The sequence below is a fragment of the Luteirhabdus pelagi genome (assembly GCF_016827595.1).
In the GTDB taxonomy this organism is placed as follows: Bacteria; Bacteroidota; Bacteroidia; order Flavobacteriales; family Flavobacteriaceae; genus Luteirhabdus; species Luteirhabdus pelagi.
The window spans coordinates 16,744-41,317 of the sequence record NZ_JAECMS010000004.1; the positions used below are offsets into that span (position 1 = coordinate 16,744).

A 24,574-nucleotide genomic window follows, 5' to 3' on the forward strand; every position below is an offset into this window, starting at 1 on the left:
AAAAATACAACACTTTTTGAATACTCCAAACGGTATCAAACTTTTTTTTGAAAATTTTAATACGCCTTCGCAAACAGCACTCTTTGGGATGAAGGTTTCCCTGTAACCATACAGCTTCCCGTGTCCTTTGAACCCTCTAGAGGAATACATCGAATGGTTGCTTTGGTTTCATTTTTAATACGTTCTTCCGTTGCGGATGTTCCATCCCAATGTGCGGATATAAATCCACCTTTATCTTTTAAAACTTTCTTGAAATCTTCATATGAATCGACTTCCGTTGTATGCGCTTCACGATAGTGCTTCGCTTTTTCAAAAAGAACCGATTGAATATCTTCCATCAAAAGTTTCACTTTTTCGACTACTTCAGTTTGCGGAATAAATTCCTTCGTTAGCGTGTCGCGACGAGCGAGTTCGACCGTTCCTTTTTCAACATCTTTGGGACCAATCGCAATACGCACAGGTACCCCCTTCAACTCATATTCATTAAACTTCCAGCCAGGTTTATGGGTATCACGGTCGTCAAATTTCACACGTAATCCTTCCCTTCTCAACTGCTGCTGTAATTCTTTCGCAACTTTCGACACCATCTCAAATTGTTCTTCACTCCTATAAATAGGCACAATAACAACTTGATCGGGTGCTAAATTTGGAGGCAACACCAATCCGTTATCATCGCTATGCGTCATAATCAATGCACCCATTAATCGCGTTGACACACCCCAAGAAGTAGCCCAAACATGTTCCAAGCCTCCTTCTTTTGTGGCATACTTCACATCGAACGCCTTCGCAAAGTTCTGCCCTAAAAAGTGAGAAGTTCCTGCCTGTAACGCCTTTCCATCCTGCATTAAGGCTTCAATACAATAGGTTTCCAACGCCCCAGCAAAGCGTTCACTTTCCGTCTTCAACCCTTTTACAACGGGAACCGCCATAAAGTTTTCAGCGAACTCGGCATACACATTCATCATCTGCTCAGCTTCTGCAATTGCCTCTTTTTCCGTCGCATGGGCAGTATGACCTTCCTGCCATAGGAATTCAGCAGTTCTTAAAAATAAGCGCGTACGCATTTCCCAGCGTACCACATTTGCCCATTGGTTCACCAAAATCGGTAAATCGCGATAGGACTGTATCCATTTTCTATACGTATCCCAGATAATAGTCTCCGAAGTAGGCCGAACGATTAACTCCTCCTCCAATTTCGCTTCAGGATCGACAACGATACCCTTGCCATCTTCATCATTCTTTAGTCGATAATGGGTAACCACTGCACATTCCTTTGCAAATCCATCTACATGGCTTGCTTCCTTACTGAAATAGGATTTAGGAATAAACAGCGGAAAATAAGCATTTTGATGCCCCGTTTCCTTAAACATTCTATCCAACTCGGCTTGCATTCTCTCCCAAATGGCAAAGCCATACGGTTTGATAACCATACAGCCGCGAACACCTGAGTTTTCAGCAAGGTCTGCATTGATTACCAAGTCGTTATACCACTTTGAATAATCCTCTTTTCTAGGGGTTAAGTTTTTAGCCATATACTAGGGTTTGGCACAGATGTTGTGACTTATTACGCGATAGTTAGTTTGTCTCGACAAAACTAGTTATTTTTATAAAGTCCAACAATTTAAATACCGCAGTTATGTATCCAATATATTACTTTAAAAAATTAACCAAAGGGCCTTTTTTGGCACTAATCGCAACTTTATTGGTTTCGTGCGGAACTTATAATGAAGATTATTACGATTCTGACGGAATTTACAATGATGGTCAACAGGTTTCCGAAACCGAGACACCGGTAGACAAAACAAATTACTATAAACAATATTTCCAAACCAAGGCTGCCCAGTATCAAGACGTACCTGAAGAAGATGTAATCTTTACCGATATTGAAGCTTACTCCACTACTGAATATATAGATGATGAAGGCTATATCATTACCGAAGACAATAGAGGATATGAAGAAAGTTATGGTGCATGGGGTTCGAATGCTCAAGATGTTACCGTAAACATTTATAACGACAACTGGGGTTGGGGCTTCGGCTATTGGAACACTCCTTATTGGGGCTTTAACAGTTTCTGGGGGTATCCTTATGGATTTTATAGACCTTGGGGTACTGGCTTTGGCTGGGGCTGGGGCTGGGGACAGCCATTCTATGGGGGTTTCTATGGATATGGCTGGGGACACCCATTTTATGGTAACTATGGTGGATACTACCCTTTCTATTATAATCATGCCTATAATCAGGTTGCCTATAATCGCGGAAGAAGAAACACCGATTATATAGGTCGATCTTCTGCTCGCAGCGCAAGAAGAGACTATTCACGCGGACGAAGCAATTCTTATTCTCGATCAGAAATGGCACGCCGCAGTAATCGCTCCTCTACTATGAGATCTCGTAGCTCTATGTCGCGAAATAGGAATGCCAATATGCGCAGAAGTAATTCTCGAAGTGTAAGAAGAACGAATCCAAATATGCGCAGAAACAATACTACCGTTCGACGATCAAATAGTGCTAGACGCTCTAGTAATAATGCGAGAAGATCGAATAATTCCGTTCGAAGAAGCGGCTCAAGCGGATCGAGCATTCGGAGTGGTGGCAGTTCTAGGTCCTCTGGTAGCTCACGTTCAGGTGGTGGAGCTCGTCGCGGTGGAGGTCGCGGATAATATTTCCCTTAACTATTATAAATTAATACTCATGAATAAGATGTACATCTTTCTCATTGCAGGGTTTTTTATGACCCAAATGAGCGGACAAAACATTGACGATGGATTGCGTTATTCGCTAGACGATACGCAAGGAACCGCTAGATTTACTGCAATGTCGGGTGCTTTTGGAGCGCTTGGCGGCGATGTATCTTCCCTAGCGATAAATCCCGCCGGAAGTGCTGTATTATTGCAATCGGAGATGTCTATGGCTGCTTCTGTTTTCGATATTGAAAACAATACCAATTATTTCAATACAAATGCCAAGAGTTTTGAAAATGACTTAAGCTTATCGCATATCGGTGGTGCTTATGTATTTCCCAATGACAATAGCGAAAGCCCTTGGAAAAAGTTTACGATTGGATTAAATTATACAATTACCCGAAATTTTGACAATGATTTAATTATCAGCGGAAATGGGAGTAATTCCATAGGAAGTTTTTTTCTTTCGCAAGCACAAGGCATTCCACTGAACCTATTACAATTACAAAATGGAGAAACCATTGCAGATTTATATTCATTTCTAGGGGAAACGCAAGGTGTGGCTGCTCAAAATGCATTTTTAGCATATCAAGGGTATATCATAGACCCAGTTGCTCCAACTTCAGGAAATACAGAATATACTTCCAATGTCGGTAACGGTCCTTTCTCGCAGGATTACTTGCGTTTGGAACAAGGATACCGAGGCAAGTATACCTTCAATTTTGCTACACAGTTTAAGGAACATTTTTACTTCGGTATCAATTTGAATTCTCATGTAATAGATTATCAACAGACCTCCTTTTTATCTGAAAACACAAATAATAGTGGTGATGGGATAACCGCAATAGGTTTTGAAAACAATTTATCGGTATTAGGAGCAGGTTTTTCCGCTCAATTTGGAGCAATAGCTAAAATCAATAAAGCGTTTAGGATTGGTTTTACTTACGATACTCCAACGTGGTTTGAAATTTCTGAAGAAACTTCTCAATACTTGGAAACCGAAAGAACTGAGGGAGACCAATCCCTTACATCTATTGTCGATCCAAGAGTCGTTAACGTGTATGCGGATTATAATTTAAGAACCCCAGGAAAGCTTACCGCTAGTGCGGCATATGTCTTTGGCGAAAATGGCCTCTTGAGTGTTGATTATATGTATAAGGATTATTCAAATATTCATTTTAGTCCAGAGGATGTTTCCTTTGCTTCACTAAATACCATTATCGAAAACACTTTGACTTCCACTTCGGGAATCCGAGTTGGAGGTGAATACAGAATCAATCAGTTTAGCCTACGAGGCGGTTATCGCTATGAGCAAAGCCCGTATGAGGACTCAACTATTGTGGGCGATTTGACTGGTTTTTCTGCAGGTGCAGGCTATAATTTTGGGGCTTATAGTTTTGACATCGCTTATAGTAGAGCTGAACAGGACAGAAATCAGCAAATGTATGCAGCTGGCCTTACCGATCCTGCTAGGGTCAATAGCGTTATGAGCAATTATATGGTTTCGTTCACCTTACGCTTCTAACAACCGCTATAGTACTGGCTCTAATTTAAATTGAACTTTAAATTGGCGTCCATTGCGTCGGACTTGAAGTTCAATTTCTTTACCCTCCTCTGAGGTAAACAGTGCATTTAACTCATACAATTCAAATTTATGAGCTGGTTTATTGTTTATTTCTATAATTTCGTCATCAACCCTTAAACCAGCTTTCGCACCTGGTGAGTCAGGACGTATTGCAGCAACTACGTAACGCGGAACCAAAGAAAAACGGGTTTGCTTTAAAAATGTATTTGCAGAAATTACATTCTTTTCCTTGTTTTGAAATTGATCTGAAACCTCATTCGACTGATAGACGGAAAACTGTTCTTCATAAACCTCTAATCCATCGTGCTGAATTGTAAGTCCACTCATGTTATAGTGAAAAGGATTTGAAAAACTTCGATTCTTGCGTAGTCGTAAGCGCTGACCTTTATAATCGACCCATATTGTAAATCGCCTTAGCATATCGCCACCTATACTCCCATCCCTTTCATCATAAAAAACTAATTCCCGAAGAGAAGTTGTATCTGGAAAAGAAACGTTTACATCCTGCAGCATAAAATCGCCCACTGAAACCATGTCCAAACGAGACCTTTTACCATATATATTACCACTTAATCCTAAACCTAGAAAATCCTTAAAATAATTTGAAGGCGCTTTCGAGATAAAATCATTTTCGCCAAAGAGCCAAATTGCATCACTGGAGCCACTATCCAATAACAATGTTGCATCCCTTTCTTTACCATATTTATCTAACAACGATACATCAATAAATGGTTTTCCTGAATAAAAGCCTAATCGGAGGTCCGAGCACCTACTACAGCTTCGAAAACTGTAAGTTTCAGGAGAGTAAAAAGTTAGGCGCTCTCCTGCATAATTTGTTTTAACTGTAAATTTTTTAAAAAACTCATAGCCAATAATTCCATGAATAGGTGTTCCCATTCTAGGCGAGAGGTTCAGTGAACTCCCATATACCACATATAGTGTATGATTATCATCGAAAGCCTTACCCAATCTAACAGTATTTTTCTCACTTCTGAGCGCTTCAATCGGAGCTCCTCCGCCTAATCCCCGAAGCGTTACGGGCATTGAATCACCGAGCAACAAAGAATCACGTTGCTCCAAACTAAAAATTATTGAAGCTCTTACACCAGTATCCAAGAGGAAGGAAAGTTCCGTACCATTAACTGTTACCGGTACCACTACTAGATTATTGACCAACTCAAACTTAACTTTATCCTTCCGAACACCTTCCGGAAATCTAAAACCCTCTTGTGAAACCATCTTAAATGCAAGAAGGAAAAATATAAATTGTATCAGAAAACTTCGTGTGAATATCATATTCTTGGGACCAGTTTCATGAAGATAAAAAAAATAGTTGAAAGCAACCGTAGCCTTCGTTAATTATAAATATTATTCGCAAATTTGTAGTTTAATGAATTGCGTATGCCAGTAGTATCGAAAAAGGGGCAGCAAATGCCCGAATCGCCTATCCGAAAACTCGTTCCTTTTGCTGAACAAGCCTATAAAGCCAACAAAAAAGTATATCACTTAAATATCGGGCAACCAGACATCAAATCGCCGCAGGTTGCGATGGATGCCGTAACACTTCACTCTTTGGAGATATTGGCCTATACCCGATCTGAAGGATCTGAGGGGTACCGAAAAAAAATCGCCGATTACTACAAGAAGAACGACATTGACATTTCAGCAGACGATATTATTGTGACTACCGGTGGTAGCGAAGCGCTTTTATTTGCCATGGGTAGTATTGCTGATACTGGTGATGAAATTATTATCCCTGAGCCCTTTTATGCGAATTATAACGGCTTTGCAACTTCCTCTGGGATTAATATTGTCCCAGTTATTTCAAAAATTGAAAACAACTTCGCACTCCCCCCTATTTCGGAGTTTGAGAAGCTAATTACTGACAAAACAAAGGCAATTCTAATTTGCAATCCTGGTAACCCGACAGGATATCTCTATTCTCGTGATGAGATCAAGAAATTGGCGGCCATTGTTAAAAAACACGATCTTTTCCTAGTAGCCGACGAGGTATACCGTGAATTTACATACGATGGTGCCGAACATTATTCCATCCTTCAAGAAGAAGGTATGGAAGAATACGGTATCATTATCGATTCTGTCTCAAAACGTTATAGCATGTGCGGGGCACGTATCGGTTGCTTAGTATCAAAAAACAAATCGGTCATGGCAACTGCCCTTAAATTTGCACAAGCGCGGCTGAGTCCTCCTACCTTTGCACAGATTGCTAGTGAAGCAGCCCTACAGACACCACAAAGTTATTTTGATGAAGCAATAACGGAATACACGGAAAGAAGAAATCTATTGATTGAAAAGCTTAAGGAAATTCCAGGTGTTAAAGTCGGTGAACCAAAGGGTGCGTTTTACTGTATCGCAGAACTTCCTGTAGAGGATAGCGATGCATTTGCCCAATGGTTACTGCAGGATTTCGATTTAAATGGTGAAACCGTGATGGTAGCACCCGCTGCCGGCTTTTACTCAACGCCCGGCGTAGGTAAAAACCAAGTACGGATTGCATATGTTTTGAAAAAGGACAGTTTGCTGAAAGCCGTCGAGATACTGAAAAAAGCCCTAGAAGTTTATCCCGGATAATGCATATTGAGCAAAACAAATCACTTCAACCCTACAATACCTTCGGAATTGACGTTTCCGCGAAACAGTTTGTGTCGATTACAGCTGTCGATGAATTGAAGACTATTCTAGCGGAAAACAATCCTGTCTTCATCTTAGGCGGCGGGAGCAATATGTTGCTTACCAAAGACCTTGACACCTTAGTTGTTCATTTGAATCTTAAAGGAATTTCTATTGAAAATGAAACGGAGGATCACGTTTATATAAAAGCCATGGCCGGTGAAAATTGGCATGAATTTGTGCTTCACTGTTTAGCTGAAGGCTACGGCGGTATTGAAAATCTTTCCCTAATTCCTGGAAATATCGGTACAGCGCCAATTCAGAATATCGGAGCGTATGGAGTGGAACTGAAAGATGTATTCGAATCCTGCCGAGCGGTGGAGATTGAAACAGGAAAGGAAAGAACCTTCACTAAAGATGAATGTCATTTCGGGTACCGCGATTCTATCTTTAAAAACGAAGCCAAGGGAAAATATTGCATCGTATCGGTAACGCTTCAACTAACGAAGAAAAATCATGAACTACATACTTCGTATGGCGCTATCCAAGACGAATTGAAGAAACGGAATATTTCTTCACCTACCATTCAGGACATTTCAAAGGCTGTTATAAGTATTCGTCAATCAAAATTGCCAAATCCTAAAGAAATAGGCAACAGTGGAAGTTTCTTCAAAAACCCTGTATTGAATGCCGAAGCGTTTCGAGAATTTAAAAGCAACTACCCGGAAGCTCCCTATTACGAGCTTTCCGACGCTGAATACAAAGTACCTGCTGGCTGGTTAATTGAACAAGCCGGATTCAAAGGGAAACGGTTTGGAGATGCTGGCGTACATGACAAACAAGCCCTTGTATTGGTTAATCATGGGAATGCTTCAGGTGAAGAACTCTGGAACTTAGCCTTACAGATTCAAAAGAAAGTACGTGAACAATTTGGGATTTATATCGAACCCGAAGTAAACATCCTTTAGTTTATCTGCAGCACGCTATCTAGCAAATGGACGGTTCCGTTGGAACCTTCAATATCGCTTTTCCCTATGACTGCCGATTTTCCCACTTCATTTTGAACCACAATCTGAGATCCCTCCATTTTGGCGGTCAATTTTGTATCGGCTATTGTATTCATGGTTATACTGCCCTTGGCTTTCAACTGCTGCACGAGGTCTGATGAACTCATCATTCCCTGGACAATATGATTTTTCAGCAATAGCTGTAAGCTATCCGATTGGGCTGGCGACAATAATTTTCTGCGACCTTCTTCACCTAAATTTTCGAAAGCTGTGTTTGAGGGAGCGAATACGGTAAAAGGACCTTGCTGTTTCGATAGGATATTGGTTAGTCCGGCAGTAACCAACGCACTTGTAAACGTTTTTGCTTCTGGTGTTACCATTACTTTGGTCATCACGCTATTCACCTGCTTTTTCTCAGTATCCGATAATTCTTTCTTTTCAGCTGGAGGTGCTTTTTTCGTTTCCTTTACGGCCGTTTCTTCAACTTTTTCAGAGTCAGCCTCTTTTTTAGTAGCATCATTGCAGCCTATTAATATGCAACTTAACCCGGCAACCATCAATATCATGTATATATTTCTCATAGTAGTTGTTGTTATAGGAATAAAGGTCTAAAAGTAACCAAAAACTGAGCATTTCCGCAAGAAAGATTGTACTTTTGCACACAAATTCGAACTATGGAATTACTGCTTATAACATTGTTATTATTGCTGTTGGCTGTAGCCGGAATCGCTATTAAGATTTGGGGTAAGAAAGACGGTAAATTTGCAGGCACCTGTGCCAGTCAGAGTCCTTTTTTGAATAAGGATGGCGAAGCCTGTGGGTTTTGCGGGAAAACACCCGATCAGTTCGAAAACTGCACCGAGACCTCACATAAAGAATAATTCAAATATATTCTTGCTGCTTTAGGCTATGGCACTACTCTACGTACTGGGTGCAATAATTCTTCTTAATTGTGCTTATTATTTACTTTTTACCAAGTTTCCGAAGTCTTCTTCCAACCTCAAACCTACCAGGTTTCCGGTAAGTCTAATTGTTTGTGCTAAAAACGAAGCTGAAAACCTTCAGCATAACATTCCCAAGTGGCTATCGCAAGAGTACCCAAGTTTCGAACTTATCCTTATCAATGATGCTTCGGTAGATGATACTGCCGAGGTTATGGAACGATTTGCAACGAAAGATGCCAGAATCAAGATCGTAACCGTACAAAATAACGAAGCGTTCTGGGCTAGTAAGAAGTATGCCTTGACCCTTGGCATAAAACGTGCGGTGAATAAAAAGCTTGTCTTTACGGATGCCGATTGCACACCTGCATCAAATAAGTGGCTTTCATTCATGGCACAACATCTTCAAGGTGAAAAAGAGTTGGTGTTAGGCTATGGACCCTATCAAAAAAAACCAGGACTGCTCAACAAACTCATTCGATATGAAACGTTGATGACCGCCACCCAATATTTCTCCTATGCAAATATGGGAATGCCCTATATGGGTGTGGGCAGAAATTTAGCCTATACCAGCGATTTGTTTTACGCCAACCGTGGGTACATGTCGCATATTAAAGTCCCCTCTGGCGATGACGATCTTTTTGTAAACGAATCGGCTACGTCGAGCAATACTATATTCTGTACAGCACCAGAAGCATTTACCTATTCCATTCCAAAGAAGTCCTGGAAGGCTTGGTACCGACAAAAAAGAAGGCATTATTCAACCGCAACTCGCTATAAACTAAAATATCGTTTGCTCCTTGGGGGTTATTACAGCCTTAACCTATTGTTTTGGGTTCTAGCTGTAGCGTGCTTTTTTCTTTTCGATTGGCGCATTGTATTGGGAATGATCCTCTTTCGTTTTTTTATGCAAATACTTTGCTTTTCCAAAGCTGCCAAAAGGCTTCGAGAGAATGATATAACACCCTACGCTCCTTTATTTGAACTGTTTCTGATTTTGTTTCAATTGCGTATCTTTATTTCCAACAGCACAACGAAACAAAGCCGGTGGACATAACCGAACCCCATATCATTTATCATATCGAACGCGCAAAGCAGGGAAATCAGTCCGCCTTTAATTTTCTCTTGGATCAATATTGGAACAGGGTTTTTGGTTTTCAGGTGAAACGGATACAAGACGAACAGGAAGCCGAGGACATTACCATCGAAACCTTTGCAAAGGCGTTCGATAATATTCAACAATATGACTCCGAACAGGCTGCCTTTGGAACTTGGATAACGGCTATTTCGAAGAACATCCAAATCGATAAAACACGGAAGAAGAATGCGGCCCTATATCGTAATACCACGAAAAATTTGGACGATGATGTGATAGGGATAGCTGACGGAGCGCCTTCGCCTGAAGACACATTGATTACCAAACAGCAATTAGATGAATTGCTTCGATACATAAAAGAATTGAAGCCCCACTATCAGGAAATTATTAACCTTCGGTATTTTAGGGAGATGTCCTACAATGAAATTGCCGAAAAACTTCAAGAACCGTTAAGCAATGTAAAGGTTCGTCTCCTTCGTGCTCGAAAGCTACTCGCAGAGATCATTCGAAATAAACAATAATCCCTAAAATTAAGATGTTCCAACGTATGCCGAAGCATATGTTCTCGATAGGAATATTTGTATCTTTGCGGCCATATGGAAACAGCTGTTGTCGATAGACCAAAACCAACCCCAAAACCGAAGTGGTTACGCGTAAAACTTCCTACTGGAAAGAAATATACCGAACTGCGGGGCTTGGTCGATAAATATGATTTGCATACCATCTGTACCTCTGGAAGTTGTCCGAATATGGGGGAATGTTGGACAGAAGGTACCGCAACTTTTATGATCCTTGGGAATATTTGCACGCGCTCCTGTGGTTTTTGCGGGGTGAAGACCGGGCGACCCGAAACAGTAGATTGGGCAGAACCCGAAAAAGTTGCACGTTCCATTAAATTAATGGAAATTAAGCATGCCGTTATAACCTCGGTAGATCGCGACGATTTAAAAGATATGGGTTCTATCATCTGGGCGGAAACCGTAAAGGCTATCCGAAGAATGAATCCAGAGACCACATTGGAAACCCTTATTCCCGATTTTCAGGGCATCACGAAACATATTGACAGAATTATCGACGTCCACCCAGAAGTAGTTTCACATAATATGGAAACGGTTAAACGACTGACGCGAGAGGTTCGAATCCAAGCGAAATATGAACGAAGCCTTGACGTGTTGCGGTACTTGAAAGAACGAGGAATCACCCGCACTAAAAGTGGTATTATGCTTGGTTTGGGTGAAACAGAGACAGAAGTGATTCAAACCTTGGAAGATCTTCGAAAGGTAGGCCTTGATATCGTGACCATTGGACAATACCTTCAACCTTCTAAAAAGCATCTTCAGGTGAAAGAATTTATCACACCCGAACAGTTTAAGAAATATGAGGAAATCGGATTGGAGATGGGCTTCCGCCATGTAGAAAGCGGCGCCTTGGTACGTTCTTCCTATAAAGCCCAAAAGCACTTAACTTAGTTTATGGCTGAAAAGATAACTGTCGGCATCAATGGCTTTGGCCGTATTGGCCGAAACCTATTTCGTTTGTTGCTGGACCATCCTTCAATAGAAGTTGTGGCCATCAACGATATGGCCGATGCTACAACTCTAGCACATTTATTGAAATATGATAGCATTCACGGAGTGTTACATAAAAATGTAAAAGCGAACGAAGATACAATTCAGGTCGACGATCGAACGTTTCGCTTCACTTCAGAAAGCTACCCAAAAAATATTCAATGGTCGAATGTTGATTTTGTAATTGAATGTACGGGGAAATTTAAGTCGAAAGAGGAGCTTCAACATCACATTACAAATGGCGCAAAAAAGGTGATTCTTTCGGTACCTCCGGTTGAAGATGATATCAAAACAGTGGTAATGGGGGTAAATGAAGACATCATCACCGAAAATGATACTATCCTATCGAATGCTTCTTGTACTACTAACAACGCGGCGCCGATGTTAAAAGTTATCAATTCGCTTTGCGGTATCGATCAGGCGTACATCACTACAGTTCACTCCTACACTAGCGACCAAAGTCTTCACGACAAACCGCATCGCGATTTGCGCAGAGCACGTGCTGCGGGACAGTCGATCGTTCCCACTACGACGGGAGCAGCTAAGGCACTGACCAAGATTTTTCCTGATTTAGCCGATGTTATCGGTGGCTGTGGTATTCGAGTGCCCGTTCCCAACGGTTCGCTTTGCGATATTACTTTCAACGTAAAGAAAGATGTTTCAATAGAAGACGTAAATCAAGCCTTTAAAACAGCCTCTGAAACACACCTTAAAGGAATTCTACAATACACGGAAGACCCTATCGTATCCATTGATATTATTGATAATCCACATTCTTGCATTTTCGATGCGGGAATGACTTCCGTCATAGGTAAAATGGTAAAAATCATCGGCTGGTATGATAATGAAATCGGCTATTCATCGAGAATTGTAGATTTAATCTTACATTTTTCGAGGAAATAACTATATTTACCGTCAAACTGCACATTCCTATATGGGTGGTATCATAAGAAGTAGTAGCCTAATCCTGCTCTCCCTTTTGCTTTCGTTCAGCTGTTTTTCGCAAGACAACGAGCGCGATAGGGATACTTTGGCTATGCTTACACGTTTTGAGGCGCAAGCTGAAAGAGCATTGGCGCAGCAGAAATTTTCTGAAGCCATTCAAAATCTGAAGGAAGCCAACAAATTAGTTACCGAATATCCTGATATTTCCGCTAAGGCGGATGTCATTACTATTTTGGCAAAATTGCACTTCACGATTGAAAACTATGAGAAGGCAAATACGGAGATTGATCATGCCATTGCTTTTTTGAAGAATACCGATGACCGCCAAAAACTTGCAGAAGCCTATACTTTTAAGGGGCTCATAAATACAGAATTGCATCGCTTTGAAGAAGCAGAAAAATTTTTGAAGGATGCCGATGCTATTTTTTCAGAATTAAATGATGAGAAGAACCAGGCATTGGTATTATTTGGGTTAGGACTATGGGAACTAGAACAGAAGAATCCAAAAAGCGCTATTAACTATTTTAATGCAACCATTCCAACGCTTGAACAGACGAATCAATCGTACTATTTAGTATATGCGCTATTGGAAGAGGCAAATGCTTATTTATTGTTGCCGCCAACCGAGGTTGAAAATGCAGTTGAAAAAGCAGAGATTTCTCTCGATAAAGCGACGCCTATTTTGGAGTCGAACAAATTTTCGCGATTGCGTATGGAAGCCCTTCGAATTGGCTCTAAAGTCGCGTTGAGAAAAGGCAACGTTGAATTAGCTTCTGCACAAATTGACGACTATTATGCCAAGCGCGATTCGCTTACCATCATATATTCCTCGGCCATTTCAGAAAGTGCCGATGCCGAATCCAGTATTGGGAATCTAAATGAGATTATTGCCTCTCAGCAGGATGACCTAGATAAAAAGCAGCGATCTATCAAATTCACTCAAATGACGACTGGGCTCAGTATCGCCCTGATCGTGATTCTTTCACTGCTAACCTTATCACTTTTCAAAAACAACAATTTACGAGCGAAGGCAAACGACTTACTAAAGGATAAAAACAACGAGTTATTATTGGCAAAGGAAAAGGCGGAAAAAGCATCGCTAGCAAAAGCACAGTTCCTTTCAACCATTACACACGAACTACGGACACCTCTGTATGCCGTAACCGGACTCACGCATTTACTACTCGAGGAAAATCCGAAAGAACACCAAAAAGAGCACCTTAATTCTTTAAAGTTTTCTGGTGAATACCTCCTGTCCTTAATCAATAACATTCTTGACCTAAACAAATTGGAAGCGAACAAGGTTGAAGTTGAAAAAACAAGCTTTAGCCTTCGCAAACGTATTAACGATGTATTGGTGGCGCTCGGAAAATCGGCTAAGGACAAAAGCAATACGCTTCACTTGGAATACGACGAAGATATCCCATCCAAATTGGTGGGCGATCCATTAAAACTATCACAAATTCTCATTAACCTCATCGGTAACTCGGTGAAGTTTACCGAAAATGGCGATATCTGGGTTCGAATTCAAAAGAAAAGTGAAAAGAACGATAACGTTACCCTTCACTTTGAAGTTGAAGATAATGGCGTGGGAATTTCAAAGAAGAAGCAGAAGAGCATTTTTGAAACCTTCTCGCAAGGATCTCTTCAGATTCACAGAAAATTTGGAGGTACCGGCCTCGGACTTGCTATTGTTAAGAACCTCTTGGAGCTGATGAACAGTAAGATTTATCTTGAAAGTCAGTTAGGGAAAGGTTCCAAATTTCACTTCGACCTTACCTTGAGCGTTTCTGAAGAAGTAAAAGACGATTCGAATCCGAAAAACATCATCTACGATGTCGATTACGTAGCGCTTGAAAACCGTTCGGTATTGGTGGTTGAAGACAATAAAATCAACCAGATGATTACCAAGAAGATTCTGGAGAAGAACAAAATGAAGTGTGAAGTAGCCGATAATGGTATGGATGCGGTAAAATTGGTACAGCAAAACCAATACGATGTTATATTAATGGATATCCATATGCCAGGTATCAGCGGTGTAGAGGCTACGCAAAAGATTCGTGAATTCAACAAACATATTCCTATTATAGCACTAACGGCGGTGACCATCGATGAGAACCTAGACGATTTCTATCGTGCCGGTTTCAATGAGATTATTCCAAAGCCGTTTAAGCCCGAGGAGTTCTTCGAGAAAATCTACAGAACCCTCGAACAGCAAAAGTTTCCTGTAAATTCTTAATCCGGAAGCGTATGCTTAATCCTGTTTTGAATGCTTTTACGTAAATACTGACCTTGATCGTTTAAGATTTTAGTGGTAATCGGCAAATAATATAATTCCACACCTTCCATCCGATCTTTTAAGCGCATATAATCCTTCTCGGTGGTAAGGATTGGTGAAGCAGTTTTCAACTTTTCAATTTCAGCGTTTGAGAAATGATGGTGATCGCCAAACTTCTCATGTGTAAACTGAAATCCCTGGTTCGCTAAGAACGTTGTCAACGGCATCGGATTTGCAATTCCTGTGACCAAGGTGAATGGTTTATCGCTCAAATATTCTAACGGGAGTATTTCAAATTTCCCATGAATCACTTCAGAATAGCCTATTTTGGAGAAAAACAATTCCTGTAGGTCGCCCAACGGCATCTTATATTCAATTTCCTGCAATTTTGAGTAGGGAACTCGGTCTGGACATTTCGTAACTACAATGATATCCGCTCGCTCCGCTCCTTTTCTGGGTTCACGAAGATTTCCCGTGGGAAGCATATAATCGTTGATATACAAATCATGAAACGGCGTTAGCAGGATAGTGGTCGAAGGTCTTACTTTTCGATGTTGAAACGCATCATCCAATAAAATAATATCGGCCCAAGATTGAAGCTCTTCAATCCCCTTACGACGATCTTCACATACCGCGACCTTCGCCTTTGGAAATTTTCGCTTAAACTGAAGGGGCTCGTCGCCTACTTCTTCCGCAGTACTCGTATCCTTCACCTCTACAAAACCCTTGGTTTTTCGTTTGTACCCGCGACTCAATACAGCAACTTGATACTCCTCCTTTAAAAAATCGAGTAAAAATTCGATCATCGGACTCTTTCCTGTCCCTCCAACCGAAAGGTTGCCCACACAAATAATGGGAATATCGTAAGCAGTACTTTTCAAATATGCGTTGTCATAGGCCCAATTCCGTAGGGACATAATCCAACCATACAGTACAGAAAAAGGGAAAAGCAGTTTGCGCAGTAACTTCATGTAAGTAATTATTCGGTGTAAAGATAAACGGATTCCTTTATTCTATCGAAATTGTTGAAACCTGTATCTTTACGAAAAAGTATTTCTATGACCGTACAGGATGTAACCAATGCGCTGGAAACGCTTTCACCGCTCGTTTATACCGAAGATTTCGACAATACCGGATTATTGGTCGGCGACCGTAATCAAAAGGTTTCAGGAGTTTTAGTGACTTTAGATACGTTGGAAGCTGTAGTGGATGAAGCTATTGAAAACAATTGCAACCTAATTGTTAGTTTTCATCCGATTATTTTTTCAGGGTTGAAGAAAATTACGGGAAGAACGTATGTGGAACGCGTCGTTCAGAAAGCCATCAAGCATGACATTTCAATTTTTGCCATTCATACGGCCTTGGACAATCATTGGAATGGGGTTAACGCCATGATGTGTAAAAAGCTTGGAGTGAAGAAAACGTCGGTGTTGGTACCGCAAAAAGGGACCATCAAAAAGCTGATCACCTTTGTGCCGAAGAAGCATGCTGAAACCGTTCGGGAAGCCTTATTTGCTGCTGGCGCTGGAAGTATTGGCAATTACGACCATTGTAGTTTTAATGTGGAAGGGGAAGGAAGTTTTCAGGGAAATGAAGATTCCAACCCAACGGTAGGCGAAAAAGGAAACACCCATTTTGAACCGGAAATTCAGATTGGGGTTACCTTTCCAAAGCATACACAATCGAAAGTACTCAAAGCCCTGTTCACTTCGCACCCATATGAGGAGGTCGCCTATGAAATCACAACCCTCGAAAACGCAAACCAGCATATTGGAATGGGAATGATAGGAGAATTCGAGTCGCCAATGGCGGAAGGTGATTTTTTAGCCCTGTTGAAGAATACGTTCGGAACAGGTTGTATTCGTCATTCGCAACGCCTTCAAAAGAACATCAAAAAAATAGCTGTGCTGGGTGGTAGCGGAAGTTTCGCCATCGATGGGGCCAAAGCGGCAGGTGCCGATGCCTTTATTTCGGCAGATTTCAAGTACCATGACTTTTTTAAGGCCGAAAACCGCATTTTAATCTGCGATATTGGTCATTATGAAAGTGAACAGTTCACAAAACAATTGCTACATTCTTTCCTTACGAAAAAATTCACTAATTTTGCAACCGTTTTATCAAAGACAAACACCAATCCTATTAGCTATTTTTAGTATATGGCAAAGAAAACAGAAAGAACTGTAGAAGAAAAGTTAAGAGCACTGTACGACCTGCAGTTAATCGATTCGCGTATTGACGAGATCCGAAATGTTCGTGGTGAATTGCCCCTAGAGGTTGAAGACCTTGAAGATGAAGTGGCTGGCATGAACAAGCGCCTTGAGAAGTTGGAGAATGAACTTGAAGTAATCGAGGACAAAATCAAGGAGAAGAAAAACGGAATTGAGGAGTCGAAAGCGCTTATCAAAAAGTATTCTTCACAACAGGATAATGTTCGGAACAACCGTGAATATAATTCCCTAAGCAAGGAGATTGAATTCCAAGAATTGGAAATTCAATTGTCTGAAAAGCATATTAAGGAATTTAAGGCGCAGATCGAGCAGAAAAAACAAGTTATCGAAGATACCAAGGAAACCTTGAAAGCTCGTGAAGAGCACTTGAAGCACAAGCAAGGTGAATTGGATGAAATCCTAGCAGAGACCGAAAAAGAGGAAAAAGCTCTTATTAAGGAATCTGAAAAATACCAAAAAGAAATCGAAGAACGTTTGGTAAAAGCCTACACCCGAATCCGTACGAACGTAAAGAACGGATTGGCGGTTGTACCCGTTGAACGTGGTGCTTCCGGAGGTTCTTTCTTCACCATTCCACCACAGGTTCAAATGGAAATCGCTTCCCGCAAAAAGATCATCACCGATGAGCATAGCGGACGAATTTTAGTCGATCCAGCCTTGGCTGATGAAGAGCGCGAGAAAATGGACAAGCTTTTCGATAAAGTGAAATAAAAATCACTATTCAAATTATAACAAAGCCTTCACAATACGTGGAGGCTTTTTTTATACCTTTTCAGTAAGAAAGTAAGGTCGCATGCGACCTATTCAAAAAAGCAACTATGAAAAAGATTCTTTCCCTTCTCTTTGTCACTACGCTGTTAAGCCTTTCGGCTTCCTGCCAGTCCAACCAAAAAAATAAGGAAGCAGAAGCCCTAGCCCAGAAAAATCAAGAACCTGTTGAAGTCCCTGCCCAAGATGGCTTGGAGCGCGCTTACTTTGCCAGCGGTTGTTTTTGGTGTGTAGAAGCTATCTACGAAAGCGTAAAAGGTGTTAAGGAATCAATTTCTGGTTACAGCGGCGGTCATACTAAAAATCCGACCTACGAATCGAGTAATACTGGACGTACCGGTCACGCTGAGGCTGTGGAAATTATTTACAATCCAGATGTAGTCTCGTTTGAAACCTTGGTCGATGTATACTTCGGTTCTCAGGATGTAACGCAGGTAAACGGGCAAGGACCCGATATGGGCTCGCAGTATAGAAGTATCATCTTCTATCAGAATGAAGCGCAAAAAGAGATTATCGACTCAAAAATTGTAGCATTGGAGAAAGAATATGGTGAAGGTGAAATTGCAGCTCAAGTTCTACCCTTTCAAAAATTTTGGGAAGCAGAAGGCTATCACCAAGATTACGAAAAGCGAAATCCGAATAACCCCTATATTCAAAATGTATCAATTCCACGGTTAAAACGCTTTCAACAAAAATTTCCGGAATTATTGAAGGAAAACGCTTCACACTAAAACTTTAGCCACCAAAAAGCAGGGAAAAGGCAAATCGACCGCCTTCTTCACCCGTGAAATAAGTGACCCGCGTATCGAAGAAGGAAACCATGTTCAGACGGATACCTCCTCCATAACTCGAGTGCCATTTTTCCGAACTTTCGTTTGGTGTCCAAACGCGTCCTGTATCGGCACCAACCATTACAGAAATTTTCAGCGGAAAGACGGGGGTTTTAATCGGCTGTAAACGGTAGTGAAAATTAGCGCGACCAAAGGCTGCATGCTTTCCATGAAAGCGTTGCAATCTATAGCTTCGTAAATTTTGCTCTCCTCCCAATTGTGCTAACTGAAAGAACGGAATATTCTCGCCAAACGTCAATTGACCGCTAGCCTTCGTTTCCATTACAAACCGACGTTGATTATCGATTGCATTAAAAAAGGCAATACTCGGATTGGCACTGAATGTTTGATCGCTGCTTCCTTCGGTGAAAAAATTAGCATTTAATGTTGCATCGAAAAGCATTCCTCTGGTAGGGAAAGCATTGTCATCGAGACTTTCATAAGTATATTTTCCAATTGCCTTGGCATATTGAAATGTATCGTCATTTATGGCAAGATTTTCCGTACTACCTTGTGAAATATCTACAAACGAATAATCGGCTCCGAACTCGAAATTGGATCCGTATTCTCCTTGATAATAGGTAGACACACCACCTTGCAAATATTGAAGGTATAGCCGATTAGCATCATACGATTCCACTTCATTTTCAGTTTCATTCCCGATTCCAAAGAAGTTTTGGGTAAAATTATTAGTCGTTGCCCTCCCCTTCACTTTTAGGTTCCATTCTGGAAATAGGTGGGCGAAATGCAATTCACCTTTAATATCAGCAGCTTGTGTTAGTGAAAAATAGTCGGCTTCCAAAAAATACTGCGTAGTGAAGGGATTCCGTTCAAAGGCTAAGGTTTGTTTCCCAAGCTTTAGCGATGGAATAGCTCCTAAATCTGGGTTATACGACAGTTTTGCTCCAAACACGGAGTGACTTTCTGGTCGCTTTTCGGAATCGTATACATGGTTTTCATAGATATCATTCAACCGAAACCGAGCACCACCCTTTTCATCTATGGTGGTACGCTGAATTTTTTGATCGTATACTTCAACAGCACGACCATTTTCTATATTGTAAGTGTCTTCTCCGAGTCCACCCGCCAGCACTATTTTAATCGGTTTTTCAGCGGAAGAACCCTTCACTATAAAATCATCGTCATCATCTAATCCATAGAGCCAGATTTCCTTGGTATCCTTTCTATTGAATTCCCTGATAAATAGTGTATCACCCTTTTCTCCATCAATCTTGCGAAATGCTGAAATTGTGGTGATATCGGGCGATCTACGTTCAATGACAAATATTTCGTCCTTATCGGTTCCCTTTAAGGTTTGAAAACGGATAAAGTGGTCGTAGTAACGATTAACGATATCCAGTAGGTTTTCCTTACGCTTTAACAAATCCTGCTGAATTTGTTCCCAGGTATCATCGTGTACTTCCTTTGGCATTTCAAGAAATGCTTGCCGTACCACTTCGGGAGTAATGCTATCCTGAAGAATTTTTGCTTGCTGCAGCCACTCCTCGCGGTCGCTTCGTTGTACTAGCGCTCGATCGAGATTGATAGCGCTTTCACTGAAACCTTCTATAAATTCAATATCGGGACCGTATTTACCAAACTGACGGGTTCCATTCATAAATTTCTGAAGAAACGTTAAAAAGCTTCCATCAAAATTCGCGAACACCTGATCGCGATCCCTAGGAATTGCTAAGAATTCGGTAGTTCCGTCTTCCTTTTCAACCTCGGCCCAGCGCCATTGGTCTTCATGTCTATCCCAATCGCCCACCAAAATATCGAAGATTCTTGCGCGGATATATTCCTCTTCATCTACATACTTCGACTCATCTTTACGGATTTCTTCAAACAAATCCTGGGTGCTTTCCACATCATCGTTAAAGGAAAACATATGAGCACTGTTGAAATCATCATCGGGTTTTTCGACAATCATATACAATCGGTCGCCATGGATATCATTAAAATCGCCCAGCGCTTCCTGCTTCGGAATGTAAAATAACTTGGGATGCGTATGGTTCAAATTGGCCGCTCCGGCTAACCTTGGAATGGCAAACGCTCCATAGGGATGTGCCGCCGTATAAAAATCTTTAATGATGGCTTCCGGAATGGTTTCTGAAAAATAGCGTGCGCCGTCGAGTTCGTCATAGCCAGCCGACTTCAAGAATGCCACCGGATCCTTCGCCAAAGCGCGCATATTGTATTCCTTGTCTTCGCCTAGAATCAATCGAAGCGATTGTGTTTGATTTCCTCCGCCGGGACGTTCAATCCGAAAGCCACCATAGAGGGTATCGATTAACCCGACAGGAGCTTCTACTTCCACCCCATACTGCTTACGATAATGTTTTCCCCAAAACTTTTCATAGCGCTCGGAAGTCTCTACATCTTCCTTTGGATACACCGTTGCGGCCTGCGTTTTCGGAAATGTTTTGGGTAATGAATCGATAGGATATGGTGTTGGTTTTTGAAAAGATTCTTTTTCAAAAACCTGTTGTAGTCCATTTTTTTCGGTAAACGTATAAAAAAGAACTTTTGAACTTCCATCTTTATATAGTTGAAGTTCGGCAAAGCCACGTTGACCGCTACTGAAATAACCGTCCTTTCCTAAACGGGCACCTTTGGTATCGACCATAGTTCCGGAAATCAACTGACGTACATTTCCATTTTCGATATACTGAAGAGAGCGTTCGTGTGCAGACAGAACAAAAACGCGCTCTGCCTGAAGGGAAATTGACTTTATCTCTTGTAGCAATTCATTCATTAACGGATTGAATTGATCTTGCTTTGACAATCCACCCTGTGTACGGAGGAACGTCCAAATACTTCCCGCTACTGGAATGTAGACATTTTCAGCAACGGGTTTTGTTAATGCTTCACCAGATAATTCCCCACCATGAATTCCGTTACTGAACAATGGATGATGCATAATCAGCAACACATTTTTATGGCGTACCTTCCGTACCTCATCGCGAATAATAGCCAGTAATTGTTCGCGTGTCTTAATTTGGCAATCATCATTAAGATGCTTTACAGTATTCCAGTTTTCGATATACCATTGCGTATCGATGAAAAATGCTGCGGTTTGGTCGTCGATGACGACCTCTTCAAACGGACACCCGTTTTCAGGAAGGAAATGTTCCTTGTCCAAGGCAACTTCAACAGCATCTTCCATATTTTCAAGTCGCTCGAGCGAAACGCCTTTCCATTCCTGCTCTCCTGGGTTGAAATAAGCTTCTCCTTTAAATTCCTTTGCCCATTTCAATTGTTGTTTCAGTTTTTCTTCATTTAAGGAGGATTCGAATGAAGAATTATGAATATTGTCCCCCAGGAAAAATAACAAGTCCTGCTTTCGCCCTTCTTCATTTAGAAAAGAAGTGACCGCTTCTGCATATTTTGAGGGGATTGGTTTCTCTTTTGCTCCTGCATTACCAAAGAGAAAGATTCTTCTAGTAGTGGTATCGATTGTAGCTTCTTGAATTTGTGAACCTGTCGCATCATCGCGATTGCGATATTGCGTTTTCTCCACCGCACAACCACTGAGAAGGAGTAAAAAGCCTAGGATTATCGTAAAATTTCTTGAGTATTGGGAGTTCTTCAAGGGTATGGTACGTTAGGTTTGGTCGAAAAATAGGAAAATCCACCTCAATCTCGCTTCCCCCTAATAATATTTTAACATCTGAAGGTATTCCCTACTGTTCGGGTTTTCTTGCTTTTAGTTCAAATAGTAGTGGATATAACCCATTGGTAAGTTCATAAAACCCAGTATCATTTTTCTGAAGTCCTGGAAAGATATCGTAAGGCGATTCATCATGCTCGCGTAAGAACTCAATGTGAAGACCGGCATCGGCAAGCGTAGTGACCACTTTACCTAACCCATGATTCCAGCCATATTCCCTGCTCACCATTTTTGAACCGGTATCGGCATAAGTGCCTTCATATTCTTCGTAGATCGCTTCTTTTTGATGATAGCCATATATCATTTTTGGAGGTTGCTGAAGATAATCGAACATCCAGACGATGGGATGAAACTCGACGATGTAAAAAATACCTCCAGGTTTTAACCGCTCCGCAATCATTTGCGCCCAAGGTTTCAGGTCAGGGAGCCAACCAATTACACCATAGCTCGTGAAGACGATATCGAAGGTTTTGGAAATATACTTCGACGTATCCAGTACGTTGCAACAAACGAATTCGGCGTTTTGATGTAACTCTTCATTTAAGCTTTGGGCGAGTGCAATGCCACTATCGGAAATATCAACCCCAGTACATTTGGCTCCCATTCGGCTCCAACTAAGGGTATCCTGACCAAAATGGCACTGCAGGTGAAGCAGCGATTTCCCTTTCACATTACCTAGCGCTTCAAGTTCGAAACTATTTAGACTGTTTTTTCCTTTCTTAAACGCCTCGAGATTATAAAAATCACTGTTTGCATGGGCAGAAACCTTTGCATTCCATGTCTCTCTATTTGTATCAAACTCCTTTTGATAATCCATCGCGAAAAAAATTTCGACTAAGATACTGTGGTCGATTGATACTTTTGTTTAAAATTAACATGATTACATTAAACAATCTGTATTTTTAAGCATGGCGCATAAAAAGCCTCATCTGCCCGAAAAAGTTTGCCCCGTGTGCCAACGTTCCTTTTCGTGGCGTAAAAAGTGGGAAAAGAATTGGGAAGCAGTGGTGTATTGCAGCGAGCGCTGTAGACGAAATAAAAACAACGCATGAAGAATAGTTTAGTATGGTTTCGAAACGATTTGCGAACAATCGACAATCAGTCGCTTTCTAAAGCCTGTGAAACTTCAGAAAAAGTGATAGCAGTATACTGTTTCGACCCCCTTCAGTTTGCTGAAACCGACTTCGGCTTTCCGAAGACCGGTAAATTCCGCGCCAAGTTTTTGTTGGAAACGGTGAAGAACCTTCAGCAACAGCTAAAAAAACTAAACATACCTTTACTTATATATCACGATTCCCCCGAAAACATACTCCCTTCACTAGTCGAAAAGCATAAAATCAATACGCTCTACCTTCAAAGGGAATGGACCGAAGAGGAGGTTGCTGTTGAAGAAAATGTTCGGGCGTCACTTCCCAACGATATAAGCATTCAAAAATATTACGATCAGTTTTTGTTTCACCCAGAGGATATTCCCTTTGACGATTTCACTAAGATTCCAAAAGTATTTACGGAATTTCGAAAACGAAGTGAGAAGAATAGTGAGGTACGCAAACCAATATCTAAGCCCGAACCGCTTTCCGAAAAAAATCTCATAGAAAACGAAATGAAGCTACCAACACTTCATGAGCTTGGACTAGAAGATTTTGAGGTTCATAATAATAGTGCTTTTCCGTTTTCTGGTGGTGAAGAAGCAGCTTGGGAGCGACTAGACCATTATTTCTGGAAAACAAAAAAGCTTCAGGAATACAAACAGACACGAAATGGTTTGTTGGGTGAAGACTATAGTTCAAAGTTTTCGGCTTGGTTAGCCAATGGCAGCATTTCAGCAAGAAGTATTTATGCGGAAGTGAAGAAGTTTGAATCTGAAATCACCAAAAATCAAGATACTTATTGGCTAGTTTTTGAACTCATCTGGCGCGATTTCTTCAAGTATGTATCGCTTCAGCACGGTTCGAAGATTTTTCAACTAGGAGGTATTTTGGAAAAGGAATACGACTGGAAGAAAGAAGAGGATGTTATCAAAAATTGGATTGAAGGCAACACCGAATATGATTTTGTGAATGCTAATATGAATGAAATCGCAGCTACCGGATTTATGAGCAATCGCGGTCGGCAAAACGTAGCCAGTTATTTCGCAAAGGAAAAGTATCAGGATTGGCGTATTGGGGCGAGTTATTTTGAAAGTATGCTTATCGATTATGACGTACACAGCAATTGGGGAAATTGGATGTACAATGCAGGTGTAGGCAACGATCCCCGCGATAGAAAATTCAATATAGAAAAACAGGCTGATCGGTACGATCCCGATAAGAAATATGTAAAGGGCTGGATAAAAAAGTAATAT

The 24,574-nt window shown here is 41.1% G+C and carries 21 protein-coding genes; 15 read left to right on the top strand and 6 right to left on the bottom strand.

Annotated features, from left to right (window positions below):
* Positions 1 to 56: 56 nt before the first annotated feature.
* Entirely contained in the window at positions 57 to 1,532 is a 1,476-nt protein-coding gene (gene proS, locus I4Q58_RS10965; protein WP_203295928.1) for a proline--tRNA ligase, read from the bottom strand.
* Positions 1,533 to 1,636: 104 nt separating this feature from the next.
* Here proS and I4Q58_RS10970 point away from each other — a divergent pair, with 104 nt between their 5' ends.
* A complete protein-coding gene (locus tag I4Q58_RS10970) occupies positions 1,637 to 2,662 on the top strand; it encodes a hypothetical protein (RefSeq protein ID WP_203295929.1) in 1,026 nt (341 codons plus the stop codon).
* A gap of 31 nt (positions 2,663 to 2,693) precedes the next feature.
* On the top strand, positions 2,694 to 4,208 hold the full coding sequence (locus tag I4Q58_RS10975) for an OmpP1/FadL family transporter (RefSeq protein ID WP_203295930.1): 1,515 nt from the start codon (positions 2,694 to 2,696) through the stop codon (positions 4,206 to 4,208).
* A 6-nt stretch (positions 4,209 to 4,214) separates the two neighbouring features.
* Here I4Q58_RS10975 and I4Q58_RS10980 read toward each other — a convergent pair whose 3' ends face one another.
* Complete coding sequence (locus I4Q58_RS10980) at positions 4,215 to 5,426, bottom strand: aspartyl protease family protein (RefSeq protein WP_203295931.1); 1,212 nt, start codon at positions 5,424 to 5,426, stop codon at positions 4,215 to 4,217.
* 243 nt (positions 5,427 to 5,669) lie between these two features.
* Between I4Q58_RS10980 and I4Q58_RS10985 the strand changes: the two genes are divergently transcribed.
* Together I4Q58_RS10985 and murB are read left to right on the top strand one after the other, a co-directional pair.
* Complete coding sequence (locus I4Q58_RS10985; RefSeq protein ID WP_203295932.1) at positions 5,670 to 6,860, top strand: pyridoxal phosphate-dependent aminotransferase; 1,191 nt, start codon at positions 5,670 to 5,672, stop codon at positions 6,858 to 6,860.
* On the top strand, positions 6,860 to 7,867 hold the full coding sequence (gene murB, locus I4Q58_RS10990; protein WP_203295933.1) for a UDP-N-acetylmuramate dehydrogenase: 1,008 nt from the start codon (positions 6,860 to 6,862) through the stop codon (positions 7,865 to 7,867). The genes I4Q58_RS10985 and murB overlap by 1 nt, the downstream gene beginning before the upstream one ends.
* Here murB and I4Q58_RS10995 read toward each other — a convergent pair.
* A complete protein-coding gene (locus I4Q58_RS10995) occupies positions 7,864 to 8,487 on the bottom strand; it encodes a fasciclin domain-containing protein (protein WP_203295934.1) in 624 nt (207 codons plus the stop codon). The genes murB and I4Q58_RS10995 overlap by 4 nt on opposite strands.
* A 93-nt stretch (positions 8,488 to 8,580) precedes the next feature.
* Here I4Q58_RS10995 and I4Q58_RS11000 point away from each other — a divergent pair, with 93 nt between their 5' ends.
* From I4Q58_RS11000 to I4Q58_RS11025, 6 genes are all read left to right on the top strand, one after another.
* A complete protein-coding gene (locus I4Q58_RS11000) occupies positions 8,581 to 8,787 on the top strand; it encodes a membrane or secreted protein (protein ID WP_203295935.1) in 207 nt (68 codons plus the stop codon).
* Positions 8,788 to 8,815: 28 nt separating this feature from the next.
* Positions 8,816 to 9,904, top strand: coding sequence for a glycosyltransferase (locus I4Q58_RS11005; RefSeq protein ID WP_203295936.1), 1,089 nt, complete (start codon positions 8,816 to 8,818; stop codon positions 9,902 to 9,904).
* Positions 9,895 to 10,464 (top strand): RNA polymerase sigma factor, encoded by a 570-nt coding sequence (locus I4Q58_RS11010; protein ID WP_203295937.1) that lies wholly within the window; start codon positions 9,895 to 9,897, stop codon positions 10,462 to 10,464. Before I4Q58_RS11005 ends, I4Q58_RS11010 begins: the two co-directional genes overlap by 10 nt.
* A gap of 75 nt (positions 10,465 to 10,539) precedes the next feature.
* Positions 10,540 to 11,412, top strand: coding sequence for a lipoyl synthase (gene lipA, locus I4Q58_RS11015; protein WP_203295938.1), 873 nt, complete (start codon positions 10,540 to 10,542; stop codon positions 11,410 to 11,412).
* A 3-nt stretch (positions 11,413 to 11,415) separates the two neighbouring features.
* Complete coding sequence (gene gap, locus I4Q58_RS11020; RefSeq protein ID WP_203295939.1) at positions 11,416 to 12,414, top strand: type I glyceraldehyde-3-phosphate dehydrogenase; 999 nt, start codon at positions 11,416 to 11,418, stop codon at positions 12,412 to 12,414.
* Positions 12,415 to 12,445: 31 nt separating this feature from the next.
* The gene (locus tag I4Q58_RS11025; protein ID WP_236002904.1) at positions 12,446 to 14,695 is read left to right on the top strand and encodes a response regulator; all 2,250 of its coding nucleotides are present in this window, start codon (positions 12,446 to 12,448) and stop codon (positions 14,693 to 14,695) included.
* Here I4Q58_RS11025 and lpxK read toward each other — a convergent pair.
* A complete protein-coding gene (gene lpxK, locus I4Q58_RS11030) occupies positions 14,692 to 15,705 on the bottom strand; it encodes a tetraacyldisaccharide 4'-kinase (protein ID WP_203295940.1) in 1,014 nt (337 codons plus the stop codon). The genes I4Q58_RS11025 and lpxK overlap by 4 nt on opposite strands.
* Before the next feature lie 87 nt (positions 15,706 to 15,792).
* On the opposite strand from lpxK, the gene I4Q58_RS11035 reads away from it, so the two are divergent.
* The 3 genes from I4Q58_RS11035 to msrA all read left to right on the top strand — a co-directional run bounded on the left by I4Q58_RS11035 (position 15,793) and on the right by msrA (position 18,461).
* Complete coding sequence (locus I4Q58_RS11035; RefSeq protein WP_203295941.1) at positions 15,793 to 16,887, top strand: Nif3-like dinuclear metal center hexameric protein; 1,095 nt, start codon at positions 15,793 to 15,795, stop codon at positions 16,885 to 16,887.
* A 3-nt stretch (positions 16,888 to 16,890) separates the two neighbouring features.
* Positions 16,891 to 17,673, top strand: a complete 783-nt coding sequence (locus tag I4Q58_RS11040; protein ID WP_203295942.1) for a zinc ribbon domain-containing protein — start codon at positions 16,891 to 16,893, stop codon at positions 17,671 to 17,673.
* Positions 17,674 to 17,780: 107 nt separating this feature from the next.
* Positions 17,781 to 18,461 carry a peptide-methionine (S)-S-oxide reductase MsrA gene (msrA, locus tag I4Q58_RS11045; protein WP_203295943.1) on the top strand — a complete coding sequence of 227 codons (681 nt, stop codon included), beginning with the start codon at positions 17,781 to 17,783 and terminating at the stop codon, positions 18,459 to 18,461.
* Positions 18,462 to 18,465: 4 nt separating this feature from the next.
* On the opposite strand, the gene I4Q58_RS11050 is transcribed toward msrA, so the two are convergent.
* Together I4Q58_RS11050 and I4Q58_RS11055 are read right to left on the bottom strand one after the other, a co-directional pair.
* A complete protein-coding gene (locus I4Q58_RS11050; RefSeq protein ID WP_203295944.1) occupies positions 18,466 to 22,152 on the bottom strand; it encodes a BamA/TamA family outer membrane protein in 3,687 nt (1,228 codons plus the stop codon).
* 91 nt (positions 22,153 to 22,243) lie between these two features.
* Positions 22,244 to 23,047 (bottom strand): class I SAM-dependent methyltransferase, encoded by an 804-nt coding sequence (locus I4Q58_RS11055; protein ID WP_203295945.1) that lies wholly within the window; start codon positions 23,045 to 23,047, stop codon positions 22,244 to 22,246.
* A gap of 91 nt (positions 23,048 to 23,138) precedes the next feature.
* Between I4Q58_RS11055 and I4Q58_RS11060 the strand changes: the two genes are divergently transcribed.
* Both I4Q58_RS11060 and I4Q58_RS11065 read left to right on the top strand, forming a co-directional pair.
* Positions 23,139 to 23,282 carry a DUF2256 domain-containing protein gene (locus I4Q58_RS11060; RefSeq protein ID WP_203295946.1) on the top strand — a complete coding sequence of 48 codons (144 nt, stop codon included), beginning with the start codon at positions 23,139 to 23,141 and terminating at the stop codon, positions 23,280 to 23,282.
* On the top strand, positions 23,279 to 24,571 hold the full coding sequence (locus I4Q58_RS11065; RefSeq protein ID WP_203295947.1) for a DASH family cryptochrome: 1,293 nt from the start codon (positions 23,279 to 23,281) through the stop codon (positions 24,569 to 24,571). The genes I4Q58_RS11060 and I4Q58_RS11065 overlap by 4 nt, the downstream gene beginning before the upstream one ends.
* Positions 24,572 to 24,574: the final 3 nt, after the last annotated feature.